This window comes from Zobellia uliginosa (assembly GCF_900156625.1).
Classification (GTDB): domain Bacteria; phylum Bacteroidota; class Bacteroidia; order Flavobacteriales; family Flavobacteriaceae; genus Zobellia; species Zobellia uliginosa.
In genome coordinates this window covers 27,886-51,620 of record NZ_FTOB01000002.1, presented here as the reverse complement: position 1 = coordinate 51,620, position 23,735 = coordinate 27,886, and the positions used below count along the sequence as shown (strand labels likewise).

The window sequence follows — 23,735 nt, the reverse complement described above, 5'->3', positions numbered from 1 at the left end:
TGCATCTGTAAGCTTGCGGTCGCTGATGATGTTCTCCTGATAGCCCACAAGGCAAAGCTTGAAGAAGACCACCGGGTCTATGCTCTTTTGGCCGCTGTTCCCGTAATAGCCTTCGGTAAGGCCGTAAAGGAACCGGAGTTCCAAAACCTCCTTTAACCGCCTGTAGAAATTGTTCTCGGGGATTCGCTCGCTCAACTGGAAATGGGCGAACCGTTTTTCTTGGTAATCCTTTTTCCCTGCATACCTAAAATTAACAACGCAACGTTAAGATCGCCTTGATCCTATGTGGTTTTTTCGTTAACTTGTGCAACAGGCACAATGTATAAAAAACATAAGTGGCTCAGTGGTTTACGGGATATTTGCACATTTAATCAGCTCCGCCAAATCTGCGATTTGACGGTTTGTTTTGAAACATTAAATTTGTGTCTAATCGCAAATTTAGCTCAGTGTAAATTGACAGGTAAGAGCTTCGAAATCACTTACGTTTCTTATACTAACCGTTGTGCGTCATTATCAAACACCAATGAGTAAAGAGAAAATCATTAACATAATTAGTGAAACATATTCTAAATTGACATATGAATGTCAACAAGAATTATTAAGTGTTTCTAAAGTTTTGACTCTACAAAAAGGAGAACAATTAGTAAAAGAAGGTCAGTATTCTGATAAAATATTTTTTATTGTAAATGGTTGTGCAAGAGCTTTCTATTTAAAAGACGGAAAAGATATTTCTGACTGGTTTGCCTTCGAAAACGATTTCATTAGTTCCATCAATAGTTTTTTTCTTAATATTCCGAGTCCACATTATATAGAACTATTAGAAGATTCCGAAATATTAGAATTATCAAGAAAAGATGTTGAAATACTATCTGACAAATACCGTGATTTTGAAAGGTTGAGCAAAGTAATAATTACAAAAACAATGTTACGGCAGCAAGAAAGAATTTCATCTATGCAATTTCATTCCGCAGGAGAAAAGTATGAAAACATTTTATCCATTCAACCTAATATAACTAAGAAGGTACCGTTGACTCACATTGCTTCTTATATCGGAATAACACTTGAAACATTAAGTAGAATAAGAAAAAGTAAAATCGGAGTTTGATTTATATCAAATGATAACCCATCTTTTAAATTTATTTTTGTAGTAAAAAGATGAAAAGAATCCATTACATATCTGGTATTACAATTTCTATTTTCATAATAATGCATCTATTTAATCATTTATATAGTCTTTTTGGGGTGAAAGCTCATATTGAATTAATGAATGAATTTAGAGTTATTTATAGAAATATAATTGCTGAAACCTTATTACTTTTCGCAGTTGGAATTCAAATTATTTCGGGAGTAAAATTGTTTTTAAAAAAACGAAAAACTGTATCTGACTTTTTTGATAGGTTACAAATTTGGACTGGACTTTACCTCGCTATTTTCTTGCTAATACATTTAAGTGCGGTTTTATCTGGTAGACTAATTATGAATTTAGATACCAACTTTTATTTTGGAGTTGCGGGATTAAATACATTCCCTCTAAACTTGTTTTTCATACCATATTATGGACTTGCAATAATTTCATTTTTTGCACATATATCAGTAGTCCATTCGAAAAAAATGAAAAAAAAATTGCTCGGAATTGAGCCAAATAAACAATCCTACATTATTCTGATTATTGGAATAATATTGACTATTGTAATATTCTACGGACTGACAAATGAATTCAATGGAGTGGAAATCCCAGCAGAGTACAATATCCTGACTGGAAAATAAAAACGAACGCACAATCGAGTGGATGGCTCCGCCATTAAATGACGGAGTGCCCCCCTCACACCACCGTACGTACGGGTCTCGTAACAGGCGGTGCGGAACGGGCCGTATGCGGCGGTTCGTAAATCATCAAACCAAGGCTCTTTCCACCCTTGGCACTATCTTCTAATTTAGGCATAGGCTACAACATGTGCTCCTATGCGAATTTTGAAGAGAATTACGTTCGGTCCTTCCTTACCTGTGAAACCTCTAGGGTATTGCCCTAGATCGTTGCCCGTAAGTACTATGGCCTCTGCTGACTTCTCCATGTAGCTACACGTAGCTTTGGAGACCTCCCCAGGTAAGAACACCTTCTTTCGCTCAATAACCGCCGTATCTACATAATTACCCTTTTGTAATCTTAGGGCGTTACAATGATGTGCTTGCTTACCCAAGTAAATATGCCTCCGTATACGGTTCCTGTTCGTCGGTACCGAGTTTTGTAGTCTCGCTTTCTTCAGATGTGACCTCACGGTCACCACCCTTGCGACTTACTAATGCCGCCAGAAGTTACTCCAGCGCATAAGGGACTTGCACCCTCTAGATTAATTAACTACATTTCTGTAGCGTAAAAGATGCCCATACTGGGCACACACAACGTATATAAAAAATAGCGGTTTTAGTGCTTAAGCAAAAGATAAATAATAAAATTAAAATCAGTTGTATACCGAAAGTTAGTGTTTAAAACCCGCTACTTTTCATATACTAAACGTTGGCAACAATATGAAAAACCGAAAACTTTGAGAATTAAAACAGTATTTTTGATATCATTCTTTTTTTGCTTTTTCTCTGTATTTGGACAACGGACTTTAAGAGGAAAAACTATCGACCAATTTTCAGAAAGTGCCATTGGAATCACAATATTCGACAAAGACACAATCAAAATCGGACAAACTGACTTGAATGGGTATTTCCAAATTAAACTACCCAAAGAAACGAATAAATTGATTTTTGCTGGAGTGGGCTATGAATGGGCAGTTGTTACAGTTCCATCGGAATGTGAAAATCTAGAGATAATTTTATTTTTGGCTTCTACTTACGATTTTATGTCTCCTAGAAAAGTTGACAGACTTCGGCAAAAAGAATTTGAAAAATTAACCGAATTGCACTATCAAGCTTATAAAAAAGGAATTTTTGAAACCGAAAAACCTTGTGTTATTCGAAAGTTCGAACCGAATTGGCCAAAATAATTGAATGAAAATACTGTTGCCAACAAAGAACTGAGTTAAAAAACAACTGTTTTCTCGGTTAATTTTAAAACATAATTATTCTTTGCCAAGAACCTAAAAATAAATCTTGGCTTTTTTGACATCACTGCTTTTTCAATCTATCCCTTGACCTTAATCCGCTCTTTCGTTCTCTCTGGTTAATACTATAAATTTAAAGAGAATCAAACTTAAGATGGTAACCGTTGCACAACCCGTCATCCGGAATAAATTGATAGTTTTTGAATTATAAGAAATAATTAAAAGACAATATATCAGCTAGTTATATTTTACAAAATAACCTAACAAGTAGGTATTAATGGAATTCATGGTTGTGCAACAGGCACAATGGCTATAACAAATAGGGCATAAAGTGCTATATTTAAAGGCATGGGGGTATTTGCTAAGTCCGCCAAATCTTTTGGATTTACTCATGTGATTTCTATTTTTTAATAGGAATTCGTGATATCGCTGCGCTAAGTTGGCAATTAAAAAAGAAAAATAATTACAAAACAAAAAGCTCTGGCTCGCAGACCAAACGGAAACGAAAAGTTTCCTTGCCTGCCCTACTTGCCATAGCCGAGACGTTGTAAACAATTATAAAAAAATGACAAAAAACACACTACTAATCATGATTTTTTCTATTAATACTTGTCTATCCTTTTCACAATATACCTGGACAGATGGGGAAATAATTTTAAAAAATGGGGAAATAATTGTTGGGGAGATAAAAATTCCTATGGTGTCAAAGGACTTAGTACATTTTAATGGAAAATCTAAGGTAAGGGTAAAAAATAAATTGAATGGAGATAGAACAGTATTTGATGAAAATCAAGTTGAGTTAATAAAATTTAAGTATTCTGAATCCGAAATAGCATACTATAAATACATCCCTGTTTCCAAAAAGAAAAAAGAAATATTTTGTATAGTTACCACTGGACCTGTAACTCTTTATGGAAGGGCCGTTGGAATGACTTCATCCAACCCTGGTATAATATCTTTCCACAGTTTAAATGAATTTTATGCTCAAAGATTAGGGGAGGAAATCGCCACACCTTTAAAAACTGCAAGACCTTCAAAGTCTCTTAGAAAACGAGCTATTGAATACTTCAATGATTGCCCCGCTATAGTTTATAAATTAAAAAGTAACAAACCCTCAACTGACGAAATAATTGCAATTGTAGAAGAGTATAATCAATGCGCAAAATAACTGTTTACAACAATAGTAATCGTTGCACAAGCCATTGAAAAGCAAAAAAACGGATTCATATAAGCCTCTTTACGGGGCTTTTTTTATGTCGGGTCAGAATCGAGGCACCAAATTTAGATGCTTTATGCAAGTCCCGAACAAGTATTGAAGCGCACTTTTTACCAAGACTGCCAAATCAAGTCGTCCCGCCCCACTTTTGGCACGTTTCTGTTCGAACTTCAGGTACTTTTTAAGATTATAAGCGATGGCCGAGAGGTGCATCACCTTGTAAGCTTGCGGTCGCTGACGATGTTCTCCAGATAGCCCACGAGGTAGAGCTTGAAGAAGACCACTGGGGCTATGCTCTTTTGGCCGCTGTTCCCGTAATAGCCTTCGGTAAGGCCGTAAAGGAACCGGAGTTCCAAAACCTCCTTTAACCGCCTGTAGAAATTGTTCTCGGGGATTCGCTCGCTCAACTGGAAATGGACGAACCGTTTTTCTTGGTACTCCTTTTTCCCTGCATACCTAAAATTAACAACGCAACGTTAAGATCGCCTTGATCCTATTTGGTTTTTTCGTTAACTTGTGCAACAGGTACACCGTATAAAAATAATTGCGGTTTAGCGCTTAATCAAAGGTCGTTGTGCATTTGTAACGTCTGATTTTCCTTCGGAAAAATCCTCGCGTACAAAAACGCATCTTTTCATACACAAACACGTTAGCAAATATTTAAAAATGAAAAATAGAGTCTTAATAGTCTTTGTTGTATTTGTAATGATATTGCACTCTTGCGATGATTGTAATGATAAAGCTTGTCTTACACCACCGGTTGGGTTCACTTTTGAATTGGTAGACAAAACCACAAAGGAAAACCTATTTACCAACGAGACCTTTAATTCCAATGAAATTAAGGTGACAAACCTTGATGATAATAGTAATATAGAATTCGATTTTATAGATGAAGACAATATTAACTTGATTCAAGTGAACTCAATTGGTTGGGAATCTGCAAAAATAGACGCATTAATTAATGTCTCTGGTATAGATATTTTAAATTTAATAGTTGATGCCGAAAGAACTTCTGAGGATTGCTGTGAGTTTACCGAATATAATGACATAAGAATTGAAAATGCTGAATTTGAATTGAATGAAGAAAGTGGGGTTTATACAATCCTCATAAATCAGTAAACCCTAATGGACTTTTTACTCAGGCGGAGTTAAAAAAATAATGGAGAGGGTTAACTCGAACGGAAAAAACATTTGCTAACAATGGTATCCGTTGCGCAACTCGTCATCAGAAATACATTGATAGTTTTTGAATTATCAGAAATGATCAAAAACCAATATATCATTTAGTTATATTTTATAAAAAATACCCTAACAAGTAGGTATTGATGGAATTCATGCTTGTGCAACAGGCACATTGGCTATAAGTAATTGCTTGTTCTCGCCTGCTTCTGAAAATCCTCACGGATTTTCAGTTTGGTGTGTACTTACAAAGTTAAGTGCTAACCCACGCAACTACTCATAGCCTAGACCATTGTACAACATAAAAAAAATAATGATAAGATTTAGCCTTTTAATATTATTATATTCTTTTCTAGTTTCCTGTCAAAATGGGAAAGTGGAAAACAAATTCAAAGGCAAGAATTACCTACAAATTGACACTAATAGAATAGCAGCTGAGTGGGAACCAGTTAAAGGAGTAATGTTCGTATGGCCACCAGTAATTTCTAAAGAACTCATTATTGAATTGGCAAAGGACACGCACATTTATCTTTATGTAGATGGACAAGAAGGGGAAATTGAAGCCAAAGAATGGTTTGAAAAATGGGAGTTAAATCATCAAAACATAACTTTTATTAATCTAAAAACGAATTGGGAAGTCACTCCTAGAGATTGGGGGCCAAGTGCTGTTTTTACAAATAAAGGAGAAGTTAAAATTACTGATGGTCAGTATAAATATGGATGCCCATCAACAGATATGGTTTGCAATGATTCACTTGAATTTCACATAAGTAGTAGTACTGGAGATATTTACAAAAGTATTCATGTAGATACAGCAATAGTAACTATTGGAAATAAAATTGGACTTGAAGTAATTGATGTTCCCTTTGCAAATACTGGAGGCAATGTGCTAACTGATGGTTTAGGTACCGCGTTTTCCACCTGTGCTTTACTGACAGAAAATAGATATAGTGGTGTAAGCGATAATGAGTTTTTTAGGTTAAACGATTCAATCCTTGGACTCTCAACTTATCATATCATTTCAAATTTTGATGAAATGGGCATCCAACATATTGATTGCCTTCTGAAGCTTATTGATGAAGAAACCATTTTAGTTGCCGAACCACCGGTAGACCATAAATCATATAAAATATATGATAACATTGTTAAGAATGAATTATCGAATTTGAAATCAGTATATAATCGTCCATATACTATTCATAGGATTAAAACCGGAGTTTATTATGAAGATGAAGAAGCTGCTTATCTAGCAGCATATACCAATTCGATTATTCTTAACAAAAATGTATATGTTCCATTGTTTGGTATTAAAGAAGATTCTGTAGCGTTAAAAACATGGAAGTCTATAATGCCTGGATATACTATCAAAGGATTTGATTATATATTGGAAGACCAACCAATTAAATCTAAATATCATTTTGAGGGTTTTGACGAATTAGGTGTTAAAACTGGATGGCTGTATGAGGATGCCATCCATTGCCGAACAAAAGCGATATGGGATGAAAACAAAATACTTATATCCGTTAAAAAAGTCTTACCCGAAATTAACGTAAACCAAGAAGCTATTCTTTATGCAACTATTATTGACTATGGAAAAAAAGGCTTGTCTACAAAAGAAGTATTTCTTAACTGGAGGATAAAAGGTCAAACTAATTGGAACAGAATAACAATGGACATGAATAACACCCCCAATCATTGGAAGGCTAAATTTATAGAGGGAAGTGAAGGAATGGAAATAGAGTACTATATAGAAGTAAAAGCGAATACTGGAGAAACTCAAACAAGACCTATAACTGCACCAAAAGGATATTATGAATTTAAATACGTTGCACAACAAAGGTAAACGTTGCACAAGCCATTGAAAAGCAAAAAAACGGATTCATATAAGCCTCTTTACGGGGCTTTTTTTATGTCGGGCCAGAATCGAGGCACCAAATTTAGATGCTTTATGCAAGTCCCGAACAAGTATTGAAGCGTACTTTTTACCAAAACTGCCAAATCAAGCCGTCCCGCCCCACTTTTTGAGCGTTTCTGTTCGAACTTCAGGTACTTTTTAAGATTATAGGCTATGGCCGAGAGGTGCATTACCTTGTAATCTTGCGGTCGCTGACGATGTTCTCCAGATAGCCCACAAGGCAAAGCTTGAAGAAGACCACCGGATCTATGCTCTTTTGGCCGCTGTTCCCGTAATAGCCTTCGGTAAGGCCGTAAAGGAACCGGAGTTCCAAAACCTCCTTTAACCGCCTGTAGAAATTGTTCTCGGGGATTCGCTCGCTCAACTGGAAATGGACGAACCGTTTTTCTTGATAATCCTTTTTTCCCTGCATACCCAAAATTAACAACGCAACGTTAAGATCGCCTTGATCCTATGTGGTTTTTTCGTTAACTTGTGCAACAGGTACACCGTATATAATTCATTGCTTGGTTCTCGCTTTTTTAGTAAGTTAGTTGCTGTATCACGCAACTATCCTTACACAAACCGTTGCCAGTAATTTGAAAAACACTCGATTAACATATGGAATTGCCGAAATTTAAATATAGCCCAAATGCTTACGAATTAGATTTATTTGATAAAGTTGAGGGAACTTGTTCTGTTTGTGAAGAGAAAAGAAGTTTGAAATATAACAGTTCTTTTTACAGCGTTGACGAACCAGAATATATTTGTCCTTGGTGTATCGCAAACGGAAAAGCCTCTGAAAAATATGACGGAGAATTCAATGATTATTGTGGAATTGAAGGAGTTTCACCAAATCCTAATGACCCAGAACCAACTATTCCGAAAGAAATGCTGACTGAAATTTGCACAAAAACACCAAGTTATTCTTCTTGGCAACAAGAACAATGGTTGTCACATTGTAATGAACCTTGTGCATTTATTGGTTACGCAGATAGTGAAACGATTAAACCGATTCTTGACGAACTGAAAGATGATATTGAGCAAAATATTGGATTTGACAAAGATTCAATAATGAAACTCTTATCGAAAGATGGACATTTAGTTGGTTACTTATTTAAATGTGTGAAATGTAATAAACATAGATTACACGCAGATTGTGATTAAAAAACTACTGGCAATCGAGTAGACGGGTCCGCCCCTAGTTAGGAACGGACTGCGCCTCTCACACCACCTGCCATACGGGTCTTCCCGCAGCCGGTGCGGGACGGGCCGTATGCGGCGGTTCGCAATCCATCTTTCCCATCGTTCTTTACACCAATTCAAACTATTCCATACTTTAGAATAGGCCACAGATTTTCTTATAATCGGTCCCCCAATTAATGAAAACTCGCTTTCTTCAGATGTAACCTCACGGTTACCACCCTTGCGACTTACTAATGCTTCCAGAAGTTACTCCTGCGCATAAGGGACTTGCCCCCTCTAGATTAATTAACTACATTTCTGTAGCGTAAAAGATGCCCATACTGGGCACACACAATGTATATGAAATCATAGCCTCCTATCGGCAGGCTACGCTTCATATACTAAACGTTTTGCAACAAATTACCATGAGAAAGTTTCTGATTATTTCACTTATAATATTATTTCACGGTTGTAAAGAACAAAGGACAAGGAATTTTGAAGATTATAACGAAGAGGACTTTGTTGAAGTGCAAGGACTTATAATAAAAGTTGAAAAGGAATTCGCCTATCAAAACAGAAAAGTGGACGTAACATACATTTACGATTTAGAAAAGGATAACCCAACCATTGGCCATGAAAAGAATTCTCCATTTATTCCTTTGGTTGGACAACCTAAGGTCATTATGGTACATAAATATGAGGACAATGTTTCCTTTTTAGGTGTAAATACTTATGTAGAAGATGAAAACGATTTAGTAAAAAAATACTTGGAAAAGAGCGACCGATTTGGAGTTGAATATTACGGAGTTGACCAAAACGCATTGGATTAACAATACAACGAGAAGTAAGAAAAAAATAAAATACGTTGCACAACAATAGTAACCGTTGCACAACCGCTAGTACTCGCCTACTTATGAAAATCCTAGCGGATTTTCTATTCGGTTTGTATTTGCTAATTAAGTTGCTTAAACACGCAACGAAATCATACACAAACACGTTGTGCGTCAGCTAAAAAAATCGTGACACCATTAAAATTAGTGATATGAACAAAACTATAGTAACTTTTTTAATTGGAATTTCACTTTTTAATTGGAACTTCACTCATAAGTTGTAACTCTAAAACTGATAAAACCAAAGATATGGCAGACAAGAAAGTCCAAACAGAAAAACAAGTTTCGAAAACTGATGATACGCCCAAAGTAACTGGAGTAGGTGGAATTTTCTTTTATTCAGATAATCCGAAAGAAACGCAGAAATGGTATGCCCAAAATTTAGGAATAGAAACTAACGATTGGGGTTCTTCAAGTTTTGATACCAGAGATATTGACAATCCTGATGTTGTAAATTCTCTCCAATGGAAGGCGTTTAAAAAAAATGACAAACATTTTTCGCCTTCCAAAAAGGAATTTATGATTAACTACCAAGTTCAAAATATCGAAGGACTTATAGAAAAATTAAAGAAAAACGGAGTAACTGTGCTTGACAGTATTGTAACTTATGATTACGGAAAATTCGTGCATATTTTAGACAAAGACGATAATAAAATTGAATTGTGGGAACCAATATAGACTGACTAAATTTTGAACAGAATGAAAAGTATCGTGGGGAAAGCGGAACGCACAACAAAGAACCGAGGTAAAAAACAAACAAATCCTTCCTTAATCTGAGACAATACTATTCTAGGCCCTTAGATTCAAAAAACAGGTTCTTCGGGCTTTTTTATTCGATTCATCTTCTATTTATCTAGACCATACCGAAACGTAAGTTGCATTGTATGGTCTTTCCGATTTTGCAATAGTGTAGCCTTACCCGTTTTAGGGAAAGCTACATGAATTTGACGTTAGTCGATATATTTTGAATACTTTGGTATTTAAAAAAACTTGAAATAATATGAAAATCAATAAAAAATATAACGCGACAATTATAGGTTCTATTTTTACCGCTATTAGTCTATTGTTAATATTTACAATTATTATTCCGCCATATTCGATAATGCCAGCAACTTTATTAGAAATATTCATTTCTGACACACTAGATAGTGAACCCTATTCTAATATTATTATTGCTATGCTTTTTATTCTCTTCATATTGTTTCTGCTTACAACAGGAATCATTCTATTGAAATCAAAAAAGAAAGCATATGAAAATAAACATATTATCGGAATAATGATAATACAATATTTTATAATCCATACTCTTGGATTTTATATTTATTGGGCAACCATATTAGATTTTAATAGAGATGGACAAATATATTTTGGAGCCCTTGAAAGTTTTAAATATAGCAGTTTTGGATTTATCCTATTAGGACTATTAATTGATTTTAGCAAAAAAAAAAAATCTTGAATAAGACGTTTGCTAATCGAGTAGACGGGTCCGCCCCTAGTTAGGAACGGACTACGCCCCTCACACCACCTGCCATACGGGTCTTCCCGCAGCTGGTGCGGAACGGGCCGTATGCGGCAGTTCGCAATCCATCTTTCCCATCGTTCCTTACACCAATTGTAACTATTCCATACTTTAGAATAGGCTACAGATTTTCTTGGAAATCGGTCCCCCAATTAATGAAAACTCGCTTTCTTCAGATGTAACCTCACGGTTACCCCCCTTGCGACTTACTAATGCTTCCAGAAGTTACTCCAGCGCATAAGGGGCTTGCACCCTCTAGATTAATTAACTACATTTCTGTAGCGTAAAAAATGCCCATAGTGGGCACACATCATATATAAAAAAAATAGGAGAAACAGTAGTAAAATCAAAGGTTTTGGCTCGTATCAAACTTTGTGCTTAACCGAAAGTTTCGTACCTCGTAATCGCCTACTTTTCATATCCTAAATGTTAGCCACAATCTAAAAAAAATTGAAAGCGAAACAAACATATTTAAAAGGGAAATCCGTTTTTAAAGTATCTCTAATCGTAATTGGAGTTACTATCTTAACCGTTTATCTAACCGGAGAAAATTACAACAGAAGTTTAACCGATAATTTTTATCTTTCTTTAGGTGTTATTTCTTGTGCTCTTTTTCTGTTTATGATTTATGGACTTTATAAAGGTGTAGGACTTTTGGATAACTTTCCTAAAATTGAAGACTATAAGGCAAAAACGCCAATTTTTGAATCAGGTAATATGCCATTGGCACCGAGTATAGAAGTCGGAGATGGTATTGGTGGACTTTTAGTGTCCATACTCTTATGGATTGGAATAACTATTCTGCTCACTATTCTTTTAGTGCTTTTTGAAGCTGTATTATGGCTTTCGATTTTTATTATTTTAGCAATGCTATACTGGGTCTTCTTCCGTGCTTTAAAGTTTGTGTTTAGGAAATCATCGGAAACAAAAGGAGATATTGGGGCATCTGCAATGTATGCAATTGGTTATACTGCTCTTTACGTCGGCTGGATTTTTGGACTAGTTTTTATTGTGGACTCACTCGGATGAAAAGCCTGTGGCTAATAAAGGTAACCGTTGCACAACCCGTCATACGGAATAAATTGATAGTTTTTGAATTATCAGAAATGATCAAAAACCAATATATCATTTAGTTATATTTTATAAAAAATAACCTAATAAGTAGGTGTTGATGGAATTCATGCTTGTGCAACAGGCACACAACCTATAAACAATACGGGCTTAGGTCTTAAACGCTGGGTTTGCGTATTTTTATGAAGTCCACAATCCCGATAGCCATCGGGATGGAATTTTGCTCTGGACAGGAAAAAATAAAGCAAAACAAAAAGATTTTGCTATGTGCATGGCGGAAAGCAAACACTAGTTTGCTCCCGTTCTGTTCATAGCTCAACCATTGTAGTGCATTTGAAAAAAACTACCGAATTCAAAAACCAAATGAAAAGAATATTTTATGTAATCATACTTGTAATCTCAACAATCAGTTGTTCGGAGAAAAAAACAATCAATCAAAATGAATGGTCTGAAACAAAAAGGTTGGAGTACTTACACAATGTAAATGATTCAACAACTTGGGATTGGGAGATGTTTGAACGTGATAAAAATAATGGCGACCTTGGGAATCTTGGCCCATTTAGGGTTGGGACTTTTCCAGTTCCAAAATATGATTTATTAGGTGAAGGAAGTTTTAAAGGTTTAGGAAATGTTGGAGATAAATTCACAATGAAAAATAAAACCCTTGTGATGAATAGTTTTTTTATAAAAAAAAATGAATTCAACAAAAGCAGACTTAAAACCAGAAAAGACGAAATATTTTTTCAGATAATAATATCAACTGACACAATTGATAATATTAATTATAATTTAAGTGGTGGTATTGTTATATCAAGAAATCATCCCGATTATTTAGGACAAGGTTTTATTAAAACTAAAAACAATAGAATTGATTATGTCGCATTTCAAACTCCCGAAAATAACGCTTATGCAATAATAAATACAAGAATTTTTGACTTGAATTATGGCAAGACAATTCTTATTGCACCACAAAAAGATAAAACATTAAAGTCTTTGCAAATCAAAAGTCCCGAATTGACATCGGACTCAATTTTAGATTACACGAAAAGGCTAATAAATGAAAATAAAATAATTGAATTTTTTGAACAAAATAAGAAAATATAAAAACGCACTACAACAAAGAACCGAGGTAAAAAACAAACAAATCCTTCCTTGCATCGTATGGCCTTCCTGATTTTGCAATGGCAAAGCAATGTTTAGTAGAACTGAAATCAAAAACATTAATTTGTTTAATTTACCGCTGTAAGAAAAGGGGTAAGTCTTCAAAATTATTAAAGTCGAAAAAAAGTTGGGTCTTAAAAATCATAATAGCCATAAAAAAAACGTTGTCAACAAAGGCATAAAAGACCGCTAAAAACCCGATTCTACCATTTGATAAACCCTATACCCAATGAGCTTTTTTAAAAATTTATTCAAAAAAAACACCAAAAGGCAAACAGACCGACCAAAGCAGTCTCCGAATGGGGCCTTGAAAGCCGAAGAAGGCAGCTCAGTCGTTCCCGAGCCCATTATTGAGACCTACAAAGACAAAGTCCCCCCATACTTAATCGACCTATGGAAATCGAAGGGATTCGGTAAATATGACAACGGATTGATCCAATTGGTAAACCCCAAAGATTTTGAGCCTTCGTTATGGACGTGGCTCGGGCAAGAAGTGGAAAACTACGTTCCCATTGCCATTAGTGCTTTCGGGGAGTTGTTCTATTATCGGAAGCTAACGGAAACGGACGAAGATGTTTGTATGATAGATATCCAATACCGAAAAATAGAAACCGTAGTATGGAGCCTTCAATCATTTTTTGAAGACTTCCTTACCAATGAGGAAGATCGCGAAGAATGGCTAAGGGAAACTTTATTCAAACAAGCGATTGCCGAACAAGGCCACTTGGCCAAAAACGAAGTATTCACCTTCACCCCTATTTTGGCCCTGGGCGGAGCAATGGAAACGAAATACTTGAAAAAAGGAAATGCCCAGGTCTATCAAGACATTGTTTTTCAAATGACCATGTAAAAGCATTACAACGACTTTTATACCGAAGGTCGGCCATACGATTGAAACTATAATAAGTTCAGATATACAGAAACAAAGCACCGATATAACACAAAAGAGTGATAACAGTATTCGAACACGGAACCTCCTCGTAATACCAATAAAGGTTTTACAACTCCACACCCCTTCCACAATCCATTAGGCCTCTATAAAATAAGAGGTATACAAGCCCCGTAAAGGGGCTTTTTTTATAACTTGTACAACAGGCACAAGGCCTAAAATTCATTGCTTGCGTTGCGATAGCCATCGGGGTTCGAACAAATTACCCAAACCCAAGCTTGTAAACCATTCCTAAACCGAACATTATGGCTAAAACCAGAAAATCACCTATTGAAATGGATAGGGAAGAATTTCAAAAAGTCGGATACCAACTTATTGACGATATTTCAAATTTTATTCATTCCATAGACCAAAAACCGGTGACCCCCAATGAAAGTCCGAGTACATTGCAAACTATATTGGGCCATTTACCATTGCCCGAAAACGGAAAACCGGCCAATGAGTTAATTTCAAGGGCGACCGATCTACTGTTCAACCATTCCTTACTCAACGGCCATCCCAAGTTCTTAGGGTATATTACTTCTTCCGCCGCTCCGATTGGCGCCTTGGCCGATTTATTGGCGGCGTCGGTCAACCCTAATGTGGGAGCCCATATCCTGAGTCCCATTGCCACCGAGATTGAAAAACAAACGGTGAAGTGGTTGTGCGAGTTCATTGGTGTTCCATCAAACTACGGAGGCCTGTTGGTCAGTGGCGGCAATATGGCGAACTTCACGGCTTTCTTGGCGGCAAGAACGGCCAAATCCCCAAAGAACATTAAAGAAGACGGCATTCAGAACGCCAGGAACCAATTGACCGTCTATTGCTCTAAAACCACACATACATGGATCGAAAAAGCGGTCATCTTATTTGGCTTGGGCACGAGATCCATACGTTGGATCGCTACGGACGCCTCCAATAAGATGGATACCGAACTACTCGAAACAACTATCGAAGCCGACCTAAAAAACAACTGCAGCCCTTTAATGGTCGTGGGTACGGCAGGCGATGTCAGTACGGGAGTCGTTGACAACCTCAACGAACTATCCGCTATTTGCAAAAAATACGACCTGTGGTTCCATATTGATGGTGCCTATGGGGTACCTGCCGCCATAGTGCCCAAATACAAGCATCTGTTCGAAGGAATCAAGGAAGCCGACTCCATTGCCCTAGACCCTCACAAATGGCTGTACAGTCCCCTAGAAGCGGGATGCACCTTGGTCAAAAACCCGCAACACCTGATAGACACCTATAGTTCGCATCCCGAATATTACAATTTCAGCAACACTGATGGCGAAATGGCCCAAAACTTTTACGAATACGGACTCCAAAACTCCCGGGGTTTTAGGGCCCTAAAAGTGTGGCTAAACTTACAACAAGTGGGCAGAAGTGGCTATGAGGCCCTCATCACCGAAGATATCGAACTCTCTAAAATGCTATTCGACCTTGCCCGGAAACATGACCAACTCGAGGCCGTTTCCCAGAACTTGAGCATTACCACCCTCAGATATCTCCCCATCGAACATAATACGGACAACGACTACCTGAATACCCTGAACGAAAGCATACTGAACGAATTACAAGCGGGCGGCGAGGCCTTTTTATCGAATGCCCTAGTCAAGGAGCAATATTGTTTGAGAGCTTGTATCGTGAATTTTAGAACCTCTGAAAAAGACATTGAAGAAATGATCGACATTATCATAAGAGTGGGAACAAAGCTTCATAAAAAACTATCTGCCGTTACCAAAGACACCGAGACAGAATAAAAGGAGCACAACCTAGGGGCGCCAAACACTAAAACCGGAAGTAGGCTTTATCTTTCGGGAAATCGCCGGTTGGCCATCTTCAAGACCATGGGACGCGTATCCATAGGGCTTCCTGTTTTTGTCCATAAGCATTTCAAAAAGCACATGGGCATACCCCCTTTGCCCTACCAGGGACCGTCGTAAAAAATTATCCCGATTTTTCTAAAGTCAAAGAATCAAGACTTTGTTTTTATTTCCAATGCTTAGGTTGCCGGTTCATTCATTCCATATCCACCTTAAAATGAAAATAAAGAACATACTACAAACGGCGCTGATCATCTTGTTATTCGCGGGCTGTTCGAAAGATGACGGTAATCCGCCTCCTGAAATAGCGAAACAAACTCCCTTGCCCAAAGTTATCGCTGTTGTATACAGCCATGAGCGTTCGGGAACATACACCATGTCCTACAGTGACCGACAACAACTAACGGCCATCGATATTGTATTGAACCAAGATAGCAATGACATCCATTGGACAGCAGCGGTGGATTACGATGCAAACGGTTCGGTAACGCGGGTACTTTTAGAGAATGTAGATACTATGGATGATGCGTATACCTACGATACCGTTTTTGATTATGATGAAAATGGCGATATGGAAGATATCATTTTCACCATAGGCGGTGACGTACAGGAAACGGCCTTCTCCTATGACCCTAACAACCGTATTTATGGGATCGACGGTGAATCTAGTGTCTTCCCTATGGGCTGGCGCTTCGATGAATACGACAACTTAACGGAAATGAGTCTATCGTCGAACTACTTGCAATTGACGTCCTCTACAAACGAAAAAGGCGTTTTCCATCACTTGCCTCCCCAGCCTGCACTGACTATTTGGTATGGATTACTCTTCTACCTATCTAGTTACGAGCTTTATTATTTCCATCAAAACGACCTTGAACTTCTTGAGGCCAATAATTTTTCATACAGCTATGAAAATCAAGTCCGTGATCAAGACGGAAACCTAATCGCGTTCAAAATGGTTCCTGACGACCCCTTGGGCGATAGCATTAGCTATACCGTTAGTTACGAAAATTACTAATCAAGCTCTTCGCCATAGACAACGGCCGTAGAGAAAAAATATATGATCCAAATGAAGACAATACCCATCCGCAGCATTTTAAGGCCTTGTTTCGGTCTTTTTATAGGTATAGGCCTGCTACAATCTTGCAACAACGATGATGGCACAGCACAAAAGGCCCTTGGTGAAGAAACGGGCATAACCCTGGGGTATCCGGATTCCATAGTGCAGACGACCTTAAAAAATGGAGGTAATGTAGGGCCCAACGAAATTGACTGGAAAGGCGAAAAGGGCACACTTTCCATGTTCACCTCAAACGAAACCCTTACCGATAACCATATCAAATTCGAGGAAGAAAGCGGTATCATTTTTTGGAGTCGACTTTTGCCCTTGGGCACTTATGACCTGACCATCACGGCCAAGAACAGTAAGGAATCCGTTAGCACCACAATACAGTTGGTCAATCGCTTTGACCAGGGGTATTTTTATGGTGGATTTATCGCCGGAAATCCCGAAGAAATACCGAATTCACCGATTCCTTTAAAATTCGGGATTATTCTCAGTGAAGACCAGACTTTTAGCATGGTAGATTATGACGACCCCGCATTTTCGGCATCGGGCACTTGGGAAAACCTGGAAGACGAGGCCATAGCCATAGAATACACCTCCAACGGTGAAACGACTTATATGAAGGGCCAGGTATACGATCAGGAAGAAATAACACTTATAGGAACCTACGGTGACGAAAAAGACGCTTCAGGGGAAATTCTAGATCCCAAAGGAAAGTTTTTATTTGAATGGGATTGAAAACCTGACTATCAACACTGCCTCCACAAAAAAAATACTATGAAAACATCATACTTCATTCCCATTGTCGCATTTCTATTCTTCGCTTGTTCGAAAAGCGATGATACGGTCATATTGCCCCCAAAACTCAAGGTCTCGCCCATTCTCAATACGAGTTATTTTCAGAAAGGGGAAAGTCCCTTGCCCGAAGTACAATGGAACGGTAAACAAGGGGAATTCGGATTGGAAAACACCCTTCAAGGCCTTTCCATCGATGTAGAAAGCGGACAATTGTCGTGGGATCGCTCATTGCCCCTAGGCGTGCATACCGTAATACTTTTTGCACAAAACAACGCAGGTAAGAATGTAGCCTCCCTAACCATCAACAATCCATTTAAAGGAACTTTCAAAGGGACCTATGCATCGAGTATAGCTTTTAACGAGACGACATTCAAAATTATGGAAATGGTTTTTAACGCGGACGGCACTTTTAGCGGCTATACACAAATCGAATTGGACAATGGTGATATAAAGGACCCCAATTATTTTAATGGAACCTATATTCTTAATGATGATACAATGGAGGGTAGCATTGAATATGAGAATAGTGAGGCGACCTACCCTTTTGAAGCCGATTTAGAAACAGCGGGCAGACTCAAGGGCCACTACATCATAGTCGATTTTCTAGACAGTAAGACCACATTCGACCTCAATTTTAAAATTCAGCAATAGTTTTTTGGGAAACAAACCTATCCTTTTTGATTATATAGGGATATAAACCGCTTAATGGTCTCCATAAAAGGAAACCCTAAATCAGTGTCGATTCTTTGAGACCCAAACTATCCGGACATTGAAGTCCCCTCCCCTTTCTACTTTTACCCAACCCTATGTACATGGTGCGTTCGCCCCGTAATCTACGGAAATGGGCCGCATGTTTGGGGTAAAAAATATCGCCTATGAAAAAGTATCTTTTTTTATCCGCCTTATCCCTCATTGGCCTCTTTGCGATTGGTTGCAATAACGATGACCATGATAGCCCAAAGCCAACACCCGAAAACCAAAAGCCCGGCACTTTTACGGTGCAAGTTTCCCAAATTACCGAAAATAGCGCCTTGTTGAGCTGGAATGCGGCTCTAGATCCCGATGACGACCTAGTAAGCTATACCCTATTTCTAGAAGGCAATGAACTAAAGACGAAGCTGGAAACGACCGACTTCCCCTTAGAAAGCCTTACCGCCCAAACCGATTATAAGGGCAAGGTAGTGGCTTCCGACGGCAACGGCAATACATCAGAGGCTACGTTTACCTTTACAACGGAAGAAGAAGAAGAAGAAATCAATACTGACGGAGTCTCCATCGCCTGGGAAAAATCATTTGGGGGTTCTAAAATCGACATGGCCAATTCCCTGCAACTAACGGTCGATGGCGGGTATATTATAGCGGGCACTTCCGAATCCGATGATGGTGACGTAGGAGGCAACAACGATGCGGAAAATTATTTGGGAGGGGATTTTTGGATTACCAAACTAAGTAATTCAGGGGATTTGCTGTGGGAAACCAACCTAGGGGGATCAAGTGATGAGGCAGGAAACGATATACAGCAAACCGCGGATGGGGGATATATCGTCGTTGGAACGACCTACTCCAATGACCAAGATATTAGTGGAAACGCTTCTGCCGCCGATTTTTGGATCGTTAAACTGGATGGTTCCGGAAATTTGATTTGGGAAACGAATTACGGTGGAAGTTCCAATGAGGAAGCCACCTCTGTAGCCCAAACCTTGGATGGCGGATATATTGTCGCCGGTTTTTCAGCTTCCTCCGATGGCGATGTAGGCGGTAATAAGGGAGGATTGGACTATTGGATACTAAAGCTCGATAACGACGGATTATTGGTGTGGGAAAGCCATCTTGGCGGAGCTGCCTTCGATATTGCAAAATCCGTTGAACAAACCAGCGATGGAGGATATATTGTGGCAGGATATTCCGAATCCATCGATGGCGATGTAGGCGGTAATTATGGGGAGAAAGACTATTGGATCGTAAAGTTGGATGCCCTAGGCGATTTGGCTTGGGAAAAACACCTAGGAGGTTCACTTGAAGACTATGCCTATGACATTCACCAAACCACCGATCAGGGGTATATCGTAGCGGGATATTCCGAATCTTCGGATTTTGACGTAAGTGCCAATCACGGAAACAAGGATTACTGGATCGTAAAATTAGATACTGCAGGAGAAATAACTTGGGAAGTCAACCTTGGAAGTTCATCGGTCGATACCGCTTATGCTATCGAGCAAACCTCGGACCAAGGATACATTATTTCCGGTAGCGCCGGAACAACCGACTTTGATGTGAGTGGCCCCACGAATGGAGGGTTTCTCGATTATTGGATCGTAAAGCTAAATTCGTCCGGTGAATTGACGTGGGAAACAAGTATCGGAAGTCCTGAAAACGATTACGCCAATGCCGTTCAACAAACTGACGATGGCTATATCGTAGCCGGTTATACACAAGGCATCGGAGGAGATGTCAGCGGCACAGGTAAAGGGCAATGGGACTATTGGGTGGTGAAATTGGAGTAAGCCAGTTTTTTAGCTTTCCTAAACCACCCTATCACCATGCGATTCCGGGGTCGACCGCGAGTTTTAAATCTTAGCCTTAGATAGGAACAAACCTTATCCGATTCCTCTTAAACCAACTTTTCCTATTTACCAATTCACTATTAATGGACTCACTTCTGTTAATTCTTTTACAGGAAAATTAAAAAAATCAGTGTTCCCTAAATATTTCAAAAACCAACTCTTTGGTCAATGGCCTTCCTTTTGCCTTTTCACGAATAGCATCATAACCGAAACGAAAGTCGCAACCCGTTTTATATTCGCTACAACCGTAAGCAGTTTTTCCTTTTATGATAGTGCCTTTGTTACATTTCGGACACCTATTTTCTTCGGAGGTATTCTTTGCTTGAATTTTAGCCTTCTTAGGTTCTAACTTTAATTTAAAGCTGTCATCAAATCTAACCAAGCCTTCAACTGAATCATTGTTGACTTTAAAGCCTTTTAAATTTACTGTCGAACCTTTTTGAAACAACCTAATATATTGTTTTTCTGAAATGGTTTTTCCTTCAAATTTAAAAGGAACAACAAAATCGCAAGTCTTATTAAACTCAGAACAGCCATAAGCCGATTTCCCTCTTCGAATGCTTCCTTTTTTACATTTAGGACAAACCTCTGATGTTATATCCGTAGCCTTTTTAATTGCTTTTTTCTTAGAAGCTGACGCTACCGCCGGCTTGTTATTTACAGCTGAAATATTGGCCTTTCTGGTTTCACTTCGAACGTCGTAAACCAATTGGTCGACCATTTGTTTCATCTGCTTGATAAAACTGCCTGCACTACAAGTACCTTTCTCTATATCTTTTAATTGCTTTTCCCATTTACCGGTAAGTTCGGCAGACTTCAGCATTTCATTTTGAATGGTATCTATTAATTGAATACCTGTAACTGTGGGAATCACCTGCTTTTTATTTCGCTTTATATATTTTCTGCGAAACAATGTTTCGATGATATTGGCACGTGTTGAAGGCCTACCAATTCCGTTTTCTTTCATTAGCTCACGAAGTTCATCGTCATCGACCTTTTTGCCAGCAGTTTCCATTGCACGTAAGAGTGAAGCTTCGGTATACTGCTTTGGTGGCTTTGTTTGCTTTTCTAAAAATGAAGGCTCATGCGGTCCCTTTTCGCCTTTCTTGAACGTTGGCAATATTCCCGATTCTTTTGGTGGTGCATTGGGTGTTTCGAAAACAACACGCCATCCTTTTTCTAAAATCTCTTTTCCGGTGGTTTTAAATTTTACTGTTTCAGCTTTACCTATGACCGTAGTATTCGAAACTTTACAATCTGGATAAAAAACAGCTATAAAACGGCGTACAATTATATCATAAACCTGTTGCTGATTGTACTGCAAGTTTATTTGTTGACCAGTAGGAATAATAGCGTGGTGATCCGTAACCTTACTGTCGTCAAAAACCTTTTTGGTTTTCTTTAATTTTTTGCCTTCAAGAGGCTTCGTTAGCCTATCGTACTTCGTAAGTTTCTTGAGTATCTCTGGCACTTTAGGGTATACATCATTAGGCAAAAATGTGGTATCTACCCTTGGGTAGGTTACTACTTTTTGCTCATATAATTTCTGAACAATCTTTAAAGTCTCGTCTGCACTAAATCCAAATTTGGTATTACAATACACTTGTAAACCTGTCAAATCAAAAAGCTTGGGCGCATATTCATTACCTGCTTTTTTTGAGATAGAAACAATTTCAAAGTCATGTTCTTTTACAATATTGGCAAGTTTTTCGCCATCTTCTACTTTTAAAAAACGACCTTCTTCATAGCTGAACAAGGTTTCGCGATATAATGTTTGCAGCTCCCAATAAGGTTGCGGCTTAAAATTTTCTATCTCTTTAAACCGGTCTACTAGCATAGCCAAGGTTGGTGTTTGTACACGCCCAACGGACAATACTTGCTTGTAGCCACCATGTTTTAAAGTGTATAAGCGGGTAGCATTCATACCCAAAAGCCAATCCCCAATCGCACGAGAAAAACCTGCATAATATAAATTATCGTAATCTGTAGATGGCTTTAAATTATCGAAGCCTTCTTTTATAGCTTCTTTGGTAAGTGAAGAAATCCAAAGTCTTTCAACTTTGCCTTTGTAGTTCGCTTGGTTCAATACCCAACGCTGTATTAATTCCCCCTCTTGCCCCGCATCCCCACAGTTTATAACAACATCGGCCTTATCGAATAATTGCTTGATAATCTTAAACTGTTTTTGAATACCGGAATCTTTAGTCACTTTGGTTTCAAAATGTTCGGGTAACATTGGTAGGTTATTTAGATCCCAACTTTTCCAATGTGGTTTATAATCGCTTGGCTCTTTAAGTGTGCAAAGATGTCCGAAAGTATAGGTTACCGCATAGCCATTGCCTTCGTAGTAACCATCACGTTTGGTATTTGCCCCAAGAACGGAAGCTATTTCTCGCGCAACAGATGGTTTTTCAGCAATACATACTTTCATTTTTTGTGTTGAAAATTAAAAAATTTTAAGTTACGATATATCGTATCGTTGTACCTTATCTTTATCTTTCTTTATTTGAACTGTATTAATTATACAGTCTATATTTCTTGATTCTATTGTTAATCTCCCTTACTGTAAACGTTTCAACACTGATATAGGGTTGGATTAACAACTGCCTATAATATACTTAAAATGGAGGTTGAAATTCTCCCCCATCGATCACCTCCCCCTCAAAACCAAATTACTCCCGGATTGCCCGGTAATACAATAAACGAACATGGGGTAAAAACACCATAGGTGCTGAATCAACACTGGGTAAAATTATTTATAAGAGATGATATGTTGTTTTCGATTAGCACTTTTTTAATTAAAACAATCGAGCTTATCCGGAAAAGCGACATACGGGCGCTCCCAAAAAAACGCCCTGATCAAAAATAGAATGATCTTAAATAATCGATTATCCTTAAAAAAAGAAATACCTTGCATTATATGGGCATTTTTGACTTTAGAGATCCGAGTAAGAGAAAAAAAAAGAGCACTCCTATTTCAGTAGAGTGCACAGCCACTGAAATTTTTCTGAATAATACCCGTATTAGCTTTCCTACCAATTATACGGTACTTAAAAATATATTAGGAGAGGCTTCTCGCATAGAACCTATTAAAAACACGAACAACAAAGTGTATTTATGGGATGACTGTGGCATATATTGCTCCACAGCCAATCCTGATAAAATGCTGATGTTACTATTAGTAGAAGATAATAGATATGGATTGGGCCATCAACCCCTGAAAAATTTTAAAGGCAAGGTTTCAATAGACGGCAAACCTATGGCCGAAAACATTCAAAACGTAGATATCGACAGACCTTATATGATACGTTCTATTATAAAGGAGCAAAAGCAAGTGGCCATTGCCATTGGTTGGAATCCGGGTGTTTAGAACCGACTTACTTAA

At 38.0% G+C, this 23,735-nt stretch carries 21 protein-coding genes and 3 pseudogenes; 19 read left to right on the top strand and 5 right to left on the bottom strand.

Going from position 1 to position 23,735, the window contains the following annotated elements; translation table 11 throughout:
• Positions 1–9: 9 nt before the first annotated feature.
• Positions 10–195: pseudogene (locus BW980_RS22265) on the bottom strand (IS1182 family transposase); the annotation flags it as partial.
• A 328-nt stretch (positions 196–523) separates the two neighbouring features.
• Between BW980_RS22265 and BW980_RS04970 the strand changes: the two are divergent.
• Together BW980_RS04970 and BW980_RS04965 are read left to right on the top strand one after the other, a co-directional pair.
• Positions 524–1,105, top strand: coding sequence for a Crp/Fnr family transcriptional regulator (locus BW980_RS04970; RefSeq protein WP_076453857.1), 582 nt, complete (start codon positions 524–526; stop codon positions 1,103–1,105).
• Positions 1,106–1,155: 50 nt separating this feature from the next.
• Positions 1,156–1,767: a succinate dehydrogenase/fumarate reductase transmembrane subunit gene (locus BW980_RS04965; protein ID WP_076453856.1), complete on the top strand. Its 612-nt coding sequence runs from the start codon at positions 1,156–1,158 to the stop codon at positions 1,765–1,767.
• A gap of 167 nt (positions 1,768–1,934) precedes the next feature.
• Here BW980_RS04965 and BW980_RS22510 read toward each other — a convergent pair whose 3' ends face one another.
• Positions 1,935–2,072, bottom strand: a complete 138-nt coding sequence (locus BW980_RS22510) for a hypothetical protein (RefSeq protein ID WP_175609852.1) — start codon at positions 2,070–2,072, stop codon at positions 1,935–1,937.
• 471 nt (positions 2,073–2,543) lie between these two features.
• Between BW980_RS22510 and BW980_RS04955 the strand changes: the two genes are divergently transcribed.
• A complete protein-coding gene (locus BW980_RS04955; RefSeq protein WP_175609851.1) occupies positions 2,544–2,993 on the top strand; it encodes a carboxypeptidase-like regulatory domain-containing protein in 450 nt (149 codons plus the stop codon).
• 622 nt (positions 2,994–3,615) lie between these two features.
• Positions 3,616–4,218 carry a hypothetical protein gene (locus BW980_RS04950; RefSeq protein ID WP_076453853.1) on the top strand — a complete coding sequence of 201 codons (603 nt, stop codon included), beginning with the start codon at positions 3,616–3,618 and terminating at the stop codon, positions 4,216–4,218.
• Positions 4,219–4,487: 269 nt separating this feature from the next.
• On the opposite strand, the pseudogene BW980_RS04940 reads toward BW980_RS04950, so the two are convergent.
• Positions 4,488–4,673 (bottom strand): annotated as a pseudogene (locus tag BW980_RS04940) (transposase); the annotation flags it as partial.
• Between the two features lie 259 nt (positions 4,674–4,932).
• Here BW980_RS04940 and BW980_RS04935 point away from each other — a divergent pair.
• Together BW980_RS04935 and BW980_RS04930 are read left to right on the top strand one after the other, a co-directional pair.
• Positions 4,933–5,385: a hypothetical protein gene (locus BW980_RS04935; RefSeq protein WP_139327605.1), complete on the top strand. Its 453-nt coding sequence runs from the start codon at positions 4,933–4,935 to the stop codon at positions 5,383–5,385.
• A gap of 436 nt (positions 5,386–5,821) precedes the next feature.
• Positions 5,822–7,288 (top strand): agmatine deiminase family protein, encoded by a 1,467-nt coding sequence (locus BW980_RS04930; protein WP_175609850.1) that lies wholly within the window; start codon positions 5,822–5,824, stop codon positions 7,286–7,288.
• Positions 7,289–7,538: 250 nt separating this feature from the next.
• Here the strand turns inward: BW980_RS04930 and BW980_RS04920 are convergent.
• Positions 7,539–7,772: pseudogene (locus BW980_RS04920) on the bottom strand (transposase); the annotation flags it as partial.
• Positions 7,773–7,960: 188 nt separating this feature from the next.
• Here BW980_RS04920 and BW980_RS04915 point away from each other — a divergent pair.
• The 12 genes from BW980_RS04915 to BW980_RS04860 all read left to right on the top strand — a co-directional run bounded on the left by BW980_RS04915 (position 7,961) and on the right by BW980_RS04860 (position 20,290).
• Complete coding sequence (locus BW980_RS04915; RefSeq protein ID WP_076453847.1) at positions 7,961–8,506, top strand: CbrC family protein; 546 nt, start codon at positions 7,961–7,963, stop codon at positions 8,504–8,506.
• A gap of 443 nt (positions 8,507–8,949) precedes the next feature.
• Positions 8,950–9,354 (top strand): hypothetical protein, encoded by a 405-nt coding sequence (locus BW980_RS04910; protein WP_139327604.1) that lies wholly within the window; start codon positions 8,950–8,952, stop codon positions 9,352–9,354.
• A gap of 309 nt (positions 9,355–9,663) precedes the next feature.
• The gene (locus tag BW980_RS04905; RefSeq protein WP_076454666.1) at positions 9,664–10,092 is read left to right on the top strand and encodes a VOC family protein; all 429 of its coding nucleotides are present in this window, start codon (positions 9,664–9,666) and stop codon (positions 10,090–10,092) included.
• Between the two features lie 322 nt (positions 10,093–10,414).
• A complete protein-coding gene (locus BW980_RS04900) occupies positions 10,415–10,870 on the top strand; it encodes a hypothetical protein (protein WP_076453845.1) in 456 nt (151 codons plus the stop codon).
• 513 nt (positions 10,871–11,383) lie between these two features.
• On the top strand, positions 11,384–11,962 hold the full coding sequence (locus BW980_RS04895) for a hypothetical protein (protein WP_076453844.1): 579 nt from the start codon (positions 11,384–11,386) through the stop codon (positions 11,960–11,962).
• 405 nt (positions 11,963–12,367) lie between these two features.
• Positions 12,368–13,108: a hypothetical protein gene (locus tag BW980_RS04890; protein ID WP_139327603.1), complete on the top strand. Its 741-nt coding sequence runs from the start codon at positions 12,368–12,370 to the stop codon at positions 13,106–13,108.
• A gap of 286 nt (positions 13,109–13,394) precedes the next feature.
• On the top strand, positions 13,395–14,015 hold the full coding sequence (locus BW980_RS04885) for a T6SS immunity protein Tdi1 domain-containing protein (RefSeq protein WP_076453842.1): 621 nt from the start codon (positions 13,395–13,397) through the stop codon (positions 14,013–14,015).
• 344 nt (positions 14,016–14,359) lie between these two features.
• Positions 14,360–15,859, top strand: coding sequence for a pyridoxal phosphate-dependent decarboxylase family protein (locus tag BW980_RS04880; RefSeq protein ID WP_076453841.1), 1,500 nt, complete (start codon positions 14,360–14,362; stop codon positions 15,857–15,859).
• Between the two features lie 280 nt (positions 15,860–16,139).
• The gene (locus BW980_RS04875; protein WP_139327602.1) at positions 16,140–16,940 is read left to right on the top strand and encodes a hypothetical protein; all 801 of its coding nucleotides are present in this window, start codon (positions 16,140–16,142) and stop codon (positions 16,938–16,940) included.
• 51 nt (positions 16,941–16,991) lie between these two features.
• Positions 16,992–17,726 (top strand): hypothetical protein, encoded by a 735-nt coding sequence (locus tag BW980_RS04870; protein WP_139327601.1) that lies wholly within the window; start codon positions 16,992–16,994, stop codon positions 17,724–17,726.
• Between the two features lie 39 nt (positions 17,727–17,765).
• A complete protein-coding gene (locus tag BW980_RS04865; protein WP_076453838.1) occupies positions 17,766–18,437 on the top strand; it encodes a hypothetical protein in 672 nt (223 codons plus the stop codon).
• Between the two features lie 224 nt (positions 18,438–18,661).
• A complete protein-coding gene (locus BW980_RS04860; protein WP_076453837.1) occupies positions 18,662–20,290 on the top strand; it encodes a fibronectin type III domain-containing protein in 1,629 nt (542 codons plus the stop codon).
• Between the two features lie 187 nt (positions 20,291–20,477).
• Here the strand turns inward: BW980_RS04860 and BW980_RS04855 are convergent, their stop codons facing one another.
• On the bottom strand, positions 20,478–22,781 hold the full coding sequence (locus BW980_RS04855; protein WP_076453836.1) for a DNA topoisomerase 3: 2,304 nt from the start codon (positions 22,779–22,781) through the stop codon (positions 20,478–20,480).
• 489 nt (positions 22,782–23,270) lie between these two features.
• Here BW980_RS04855 and BW980_RS23055 point away from each other — a divergent pair, with 489 nt between their 5' ends.
• The gene (locus BW980_RS23055) at positions 23,271–23,720 is read left to right on the top strand and encodes a DUF7738 domain-containing protein (protein WP_076453835.1); all 450 of its coding nucleotides are present in this window, start codon (positions 23,271–23,273) and stop codon (positions 23,718–23,720) included.
• Positions 23,721–23,735 lie beyond the last annotated feature (15 nt).

Excerpts from the sequence above, each read along its gene's own strand:
- BW980_RS04970 (WP_076453857.1), top strand. The coding sequence starts at position 524 with ATGAGTAAAGAGAAAATCATTAACATAATTAGTGAAACATATTCTAAA.
- BW980_RS04965 (WP_076453856.1), top strand. The coding sequence starts at position 1,156 with ATGAAAAGAATCCATTACATATCTGGTATTACAATTTCTATTTTCATA.
- BW980_RS22510 (WP_175609852.1), bottom strand. The coding sequence starts at position 2,072 with ATGGAGAAGTCAGCAGAGGCCATAGTACTTACGGGCAACGATCTAGGG.
- BW980_RS04950 (WP_076453853.1), top strand. The coding sequence starts at position 3,616 with ATGACAAAAAACACACTACTAATCATGATTTTTTCTATTAATACTTGT.
- BW980_RS04935 (WP_139327605.1), top strand. The coding sequence starts at position 4,933 with ATGAAAAATAGAGTCTTAATAGTCTTTGTTGTATTTGTAATGATATTG.
- BW980_RS04915 (WP_076453847.1), top strand. The coding sequence starts at position 7,961 with ATGGAATTGCCGAAATTTAAATATAGCCCAAATGCTTACGAATTAGAT.
- BW980_RS04910 (WP_139327604.1), top strand. The coding sequence starts at position 8,950 with ATGAGAAAGTTTCTGATTATTTCACTTATAATATTATTTCACGGTTGT.
- BW980_RS04905 (WP_076454666.1), top strand. The coding sequence starts at position 9,664 with ATGGCAGACAAGAAAGTCCAAACAGAAAAACAAGTTTCGAAAACTGAT.
- BW980_RS04900 (WP_076453845.1), top strand. The coding sequence starts at position 10,415 with ATGAAAATCAATAAAAAATATAACGCGACAATTATAGGTTCTATTTTT.
- BW980_RS04890 (WP_139327603.1), top strand. The coding sequence starts at position 12,368 with ATGAAAAGAATATTTTATGTAATCATACTTGTAATCTCAACAATCAGT.
- BW980_RS04885 (WP_076453842.1), top strand. The coding sequence starts at position 13,395 with ATGAGCTTTTTTAAAAATTTATTCAAAAAAAACACCAAAAGGCAAACA.
- BW980_RS04880 (WP_076453841.1), top strand. The coding sequence starts at position 14,360 with ATGGCTAAAACCAGAAAATCACCTATTGAAATGGATAGGGAAGAATTT.
- BW980_RS04875 (WP_139327602.1), top strand. The coding sequence starts at position 16,140 with ATGAAAATAAAGAACATACTACAAACGGCGCTGATCATCTTGTTATTC.
- BW980_RS04870 (WP_139327601.1), top strand. The coding sequence starts at position 16,992 with ATGAAGACAATACCCATCCGCAGCATTTTAAGGCCTTGTTTCGGTCTT.
- BW980_RS04865 (WP_076453838.1), top strand. The coding sequence starts at position 17,766 with ATGAAAACATCATACTTCATTCCCATTGTCGCATTTCTATTCTTCGCT.
- BW980_RS04860 (WP_076453837.1), top strand. The coding sequence starts at position 18,662 with ATGAAAAAGTATCTTTTTTTATCCGCCTTATCCCTCATTGGCCTCTTT.
- BW980_RS04855 (WP_076453836.1), bottom strand. The coding sequence starts at position 22,781 with ATGAAAGTATGTATTGCTGAAAAACCATCTGTTGCGCGAGAAATAGCT.
- BW980_RS23055 (WP_076453835.1), top strand. The coding sequence starts at position 23,271 with ATGGGCATTTTTGACTTTAGAGATCCGAGTAAGAGAAAAAAAAAGAGC.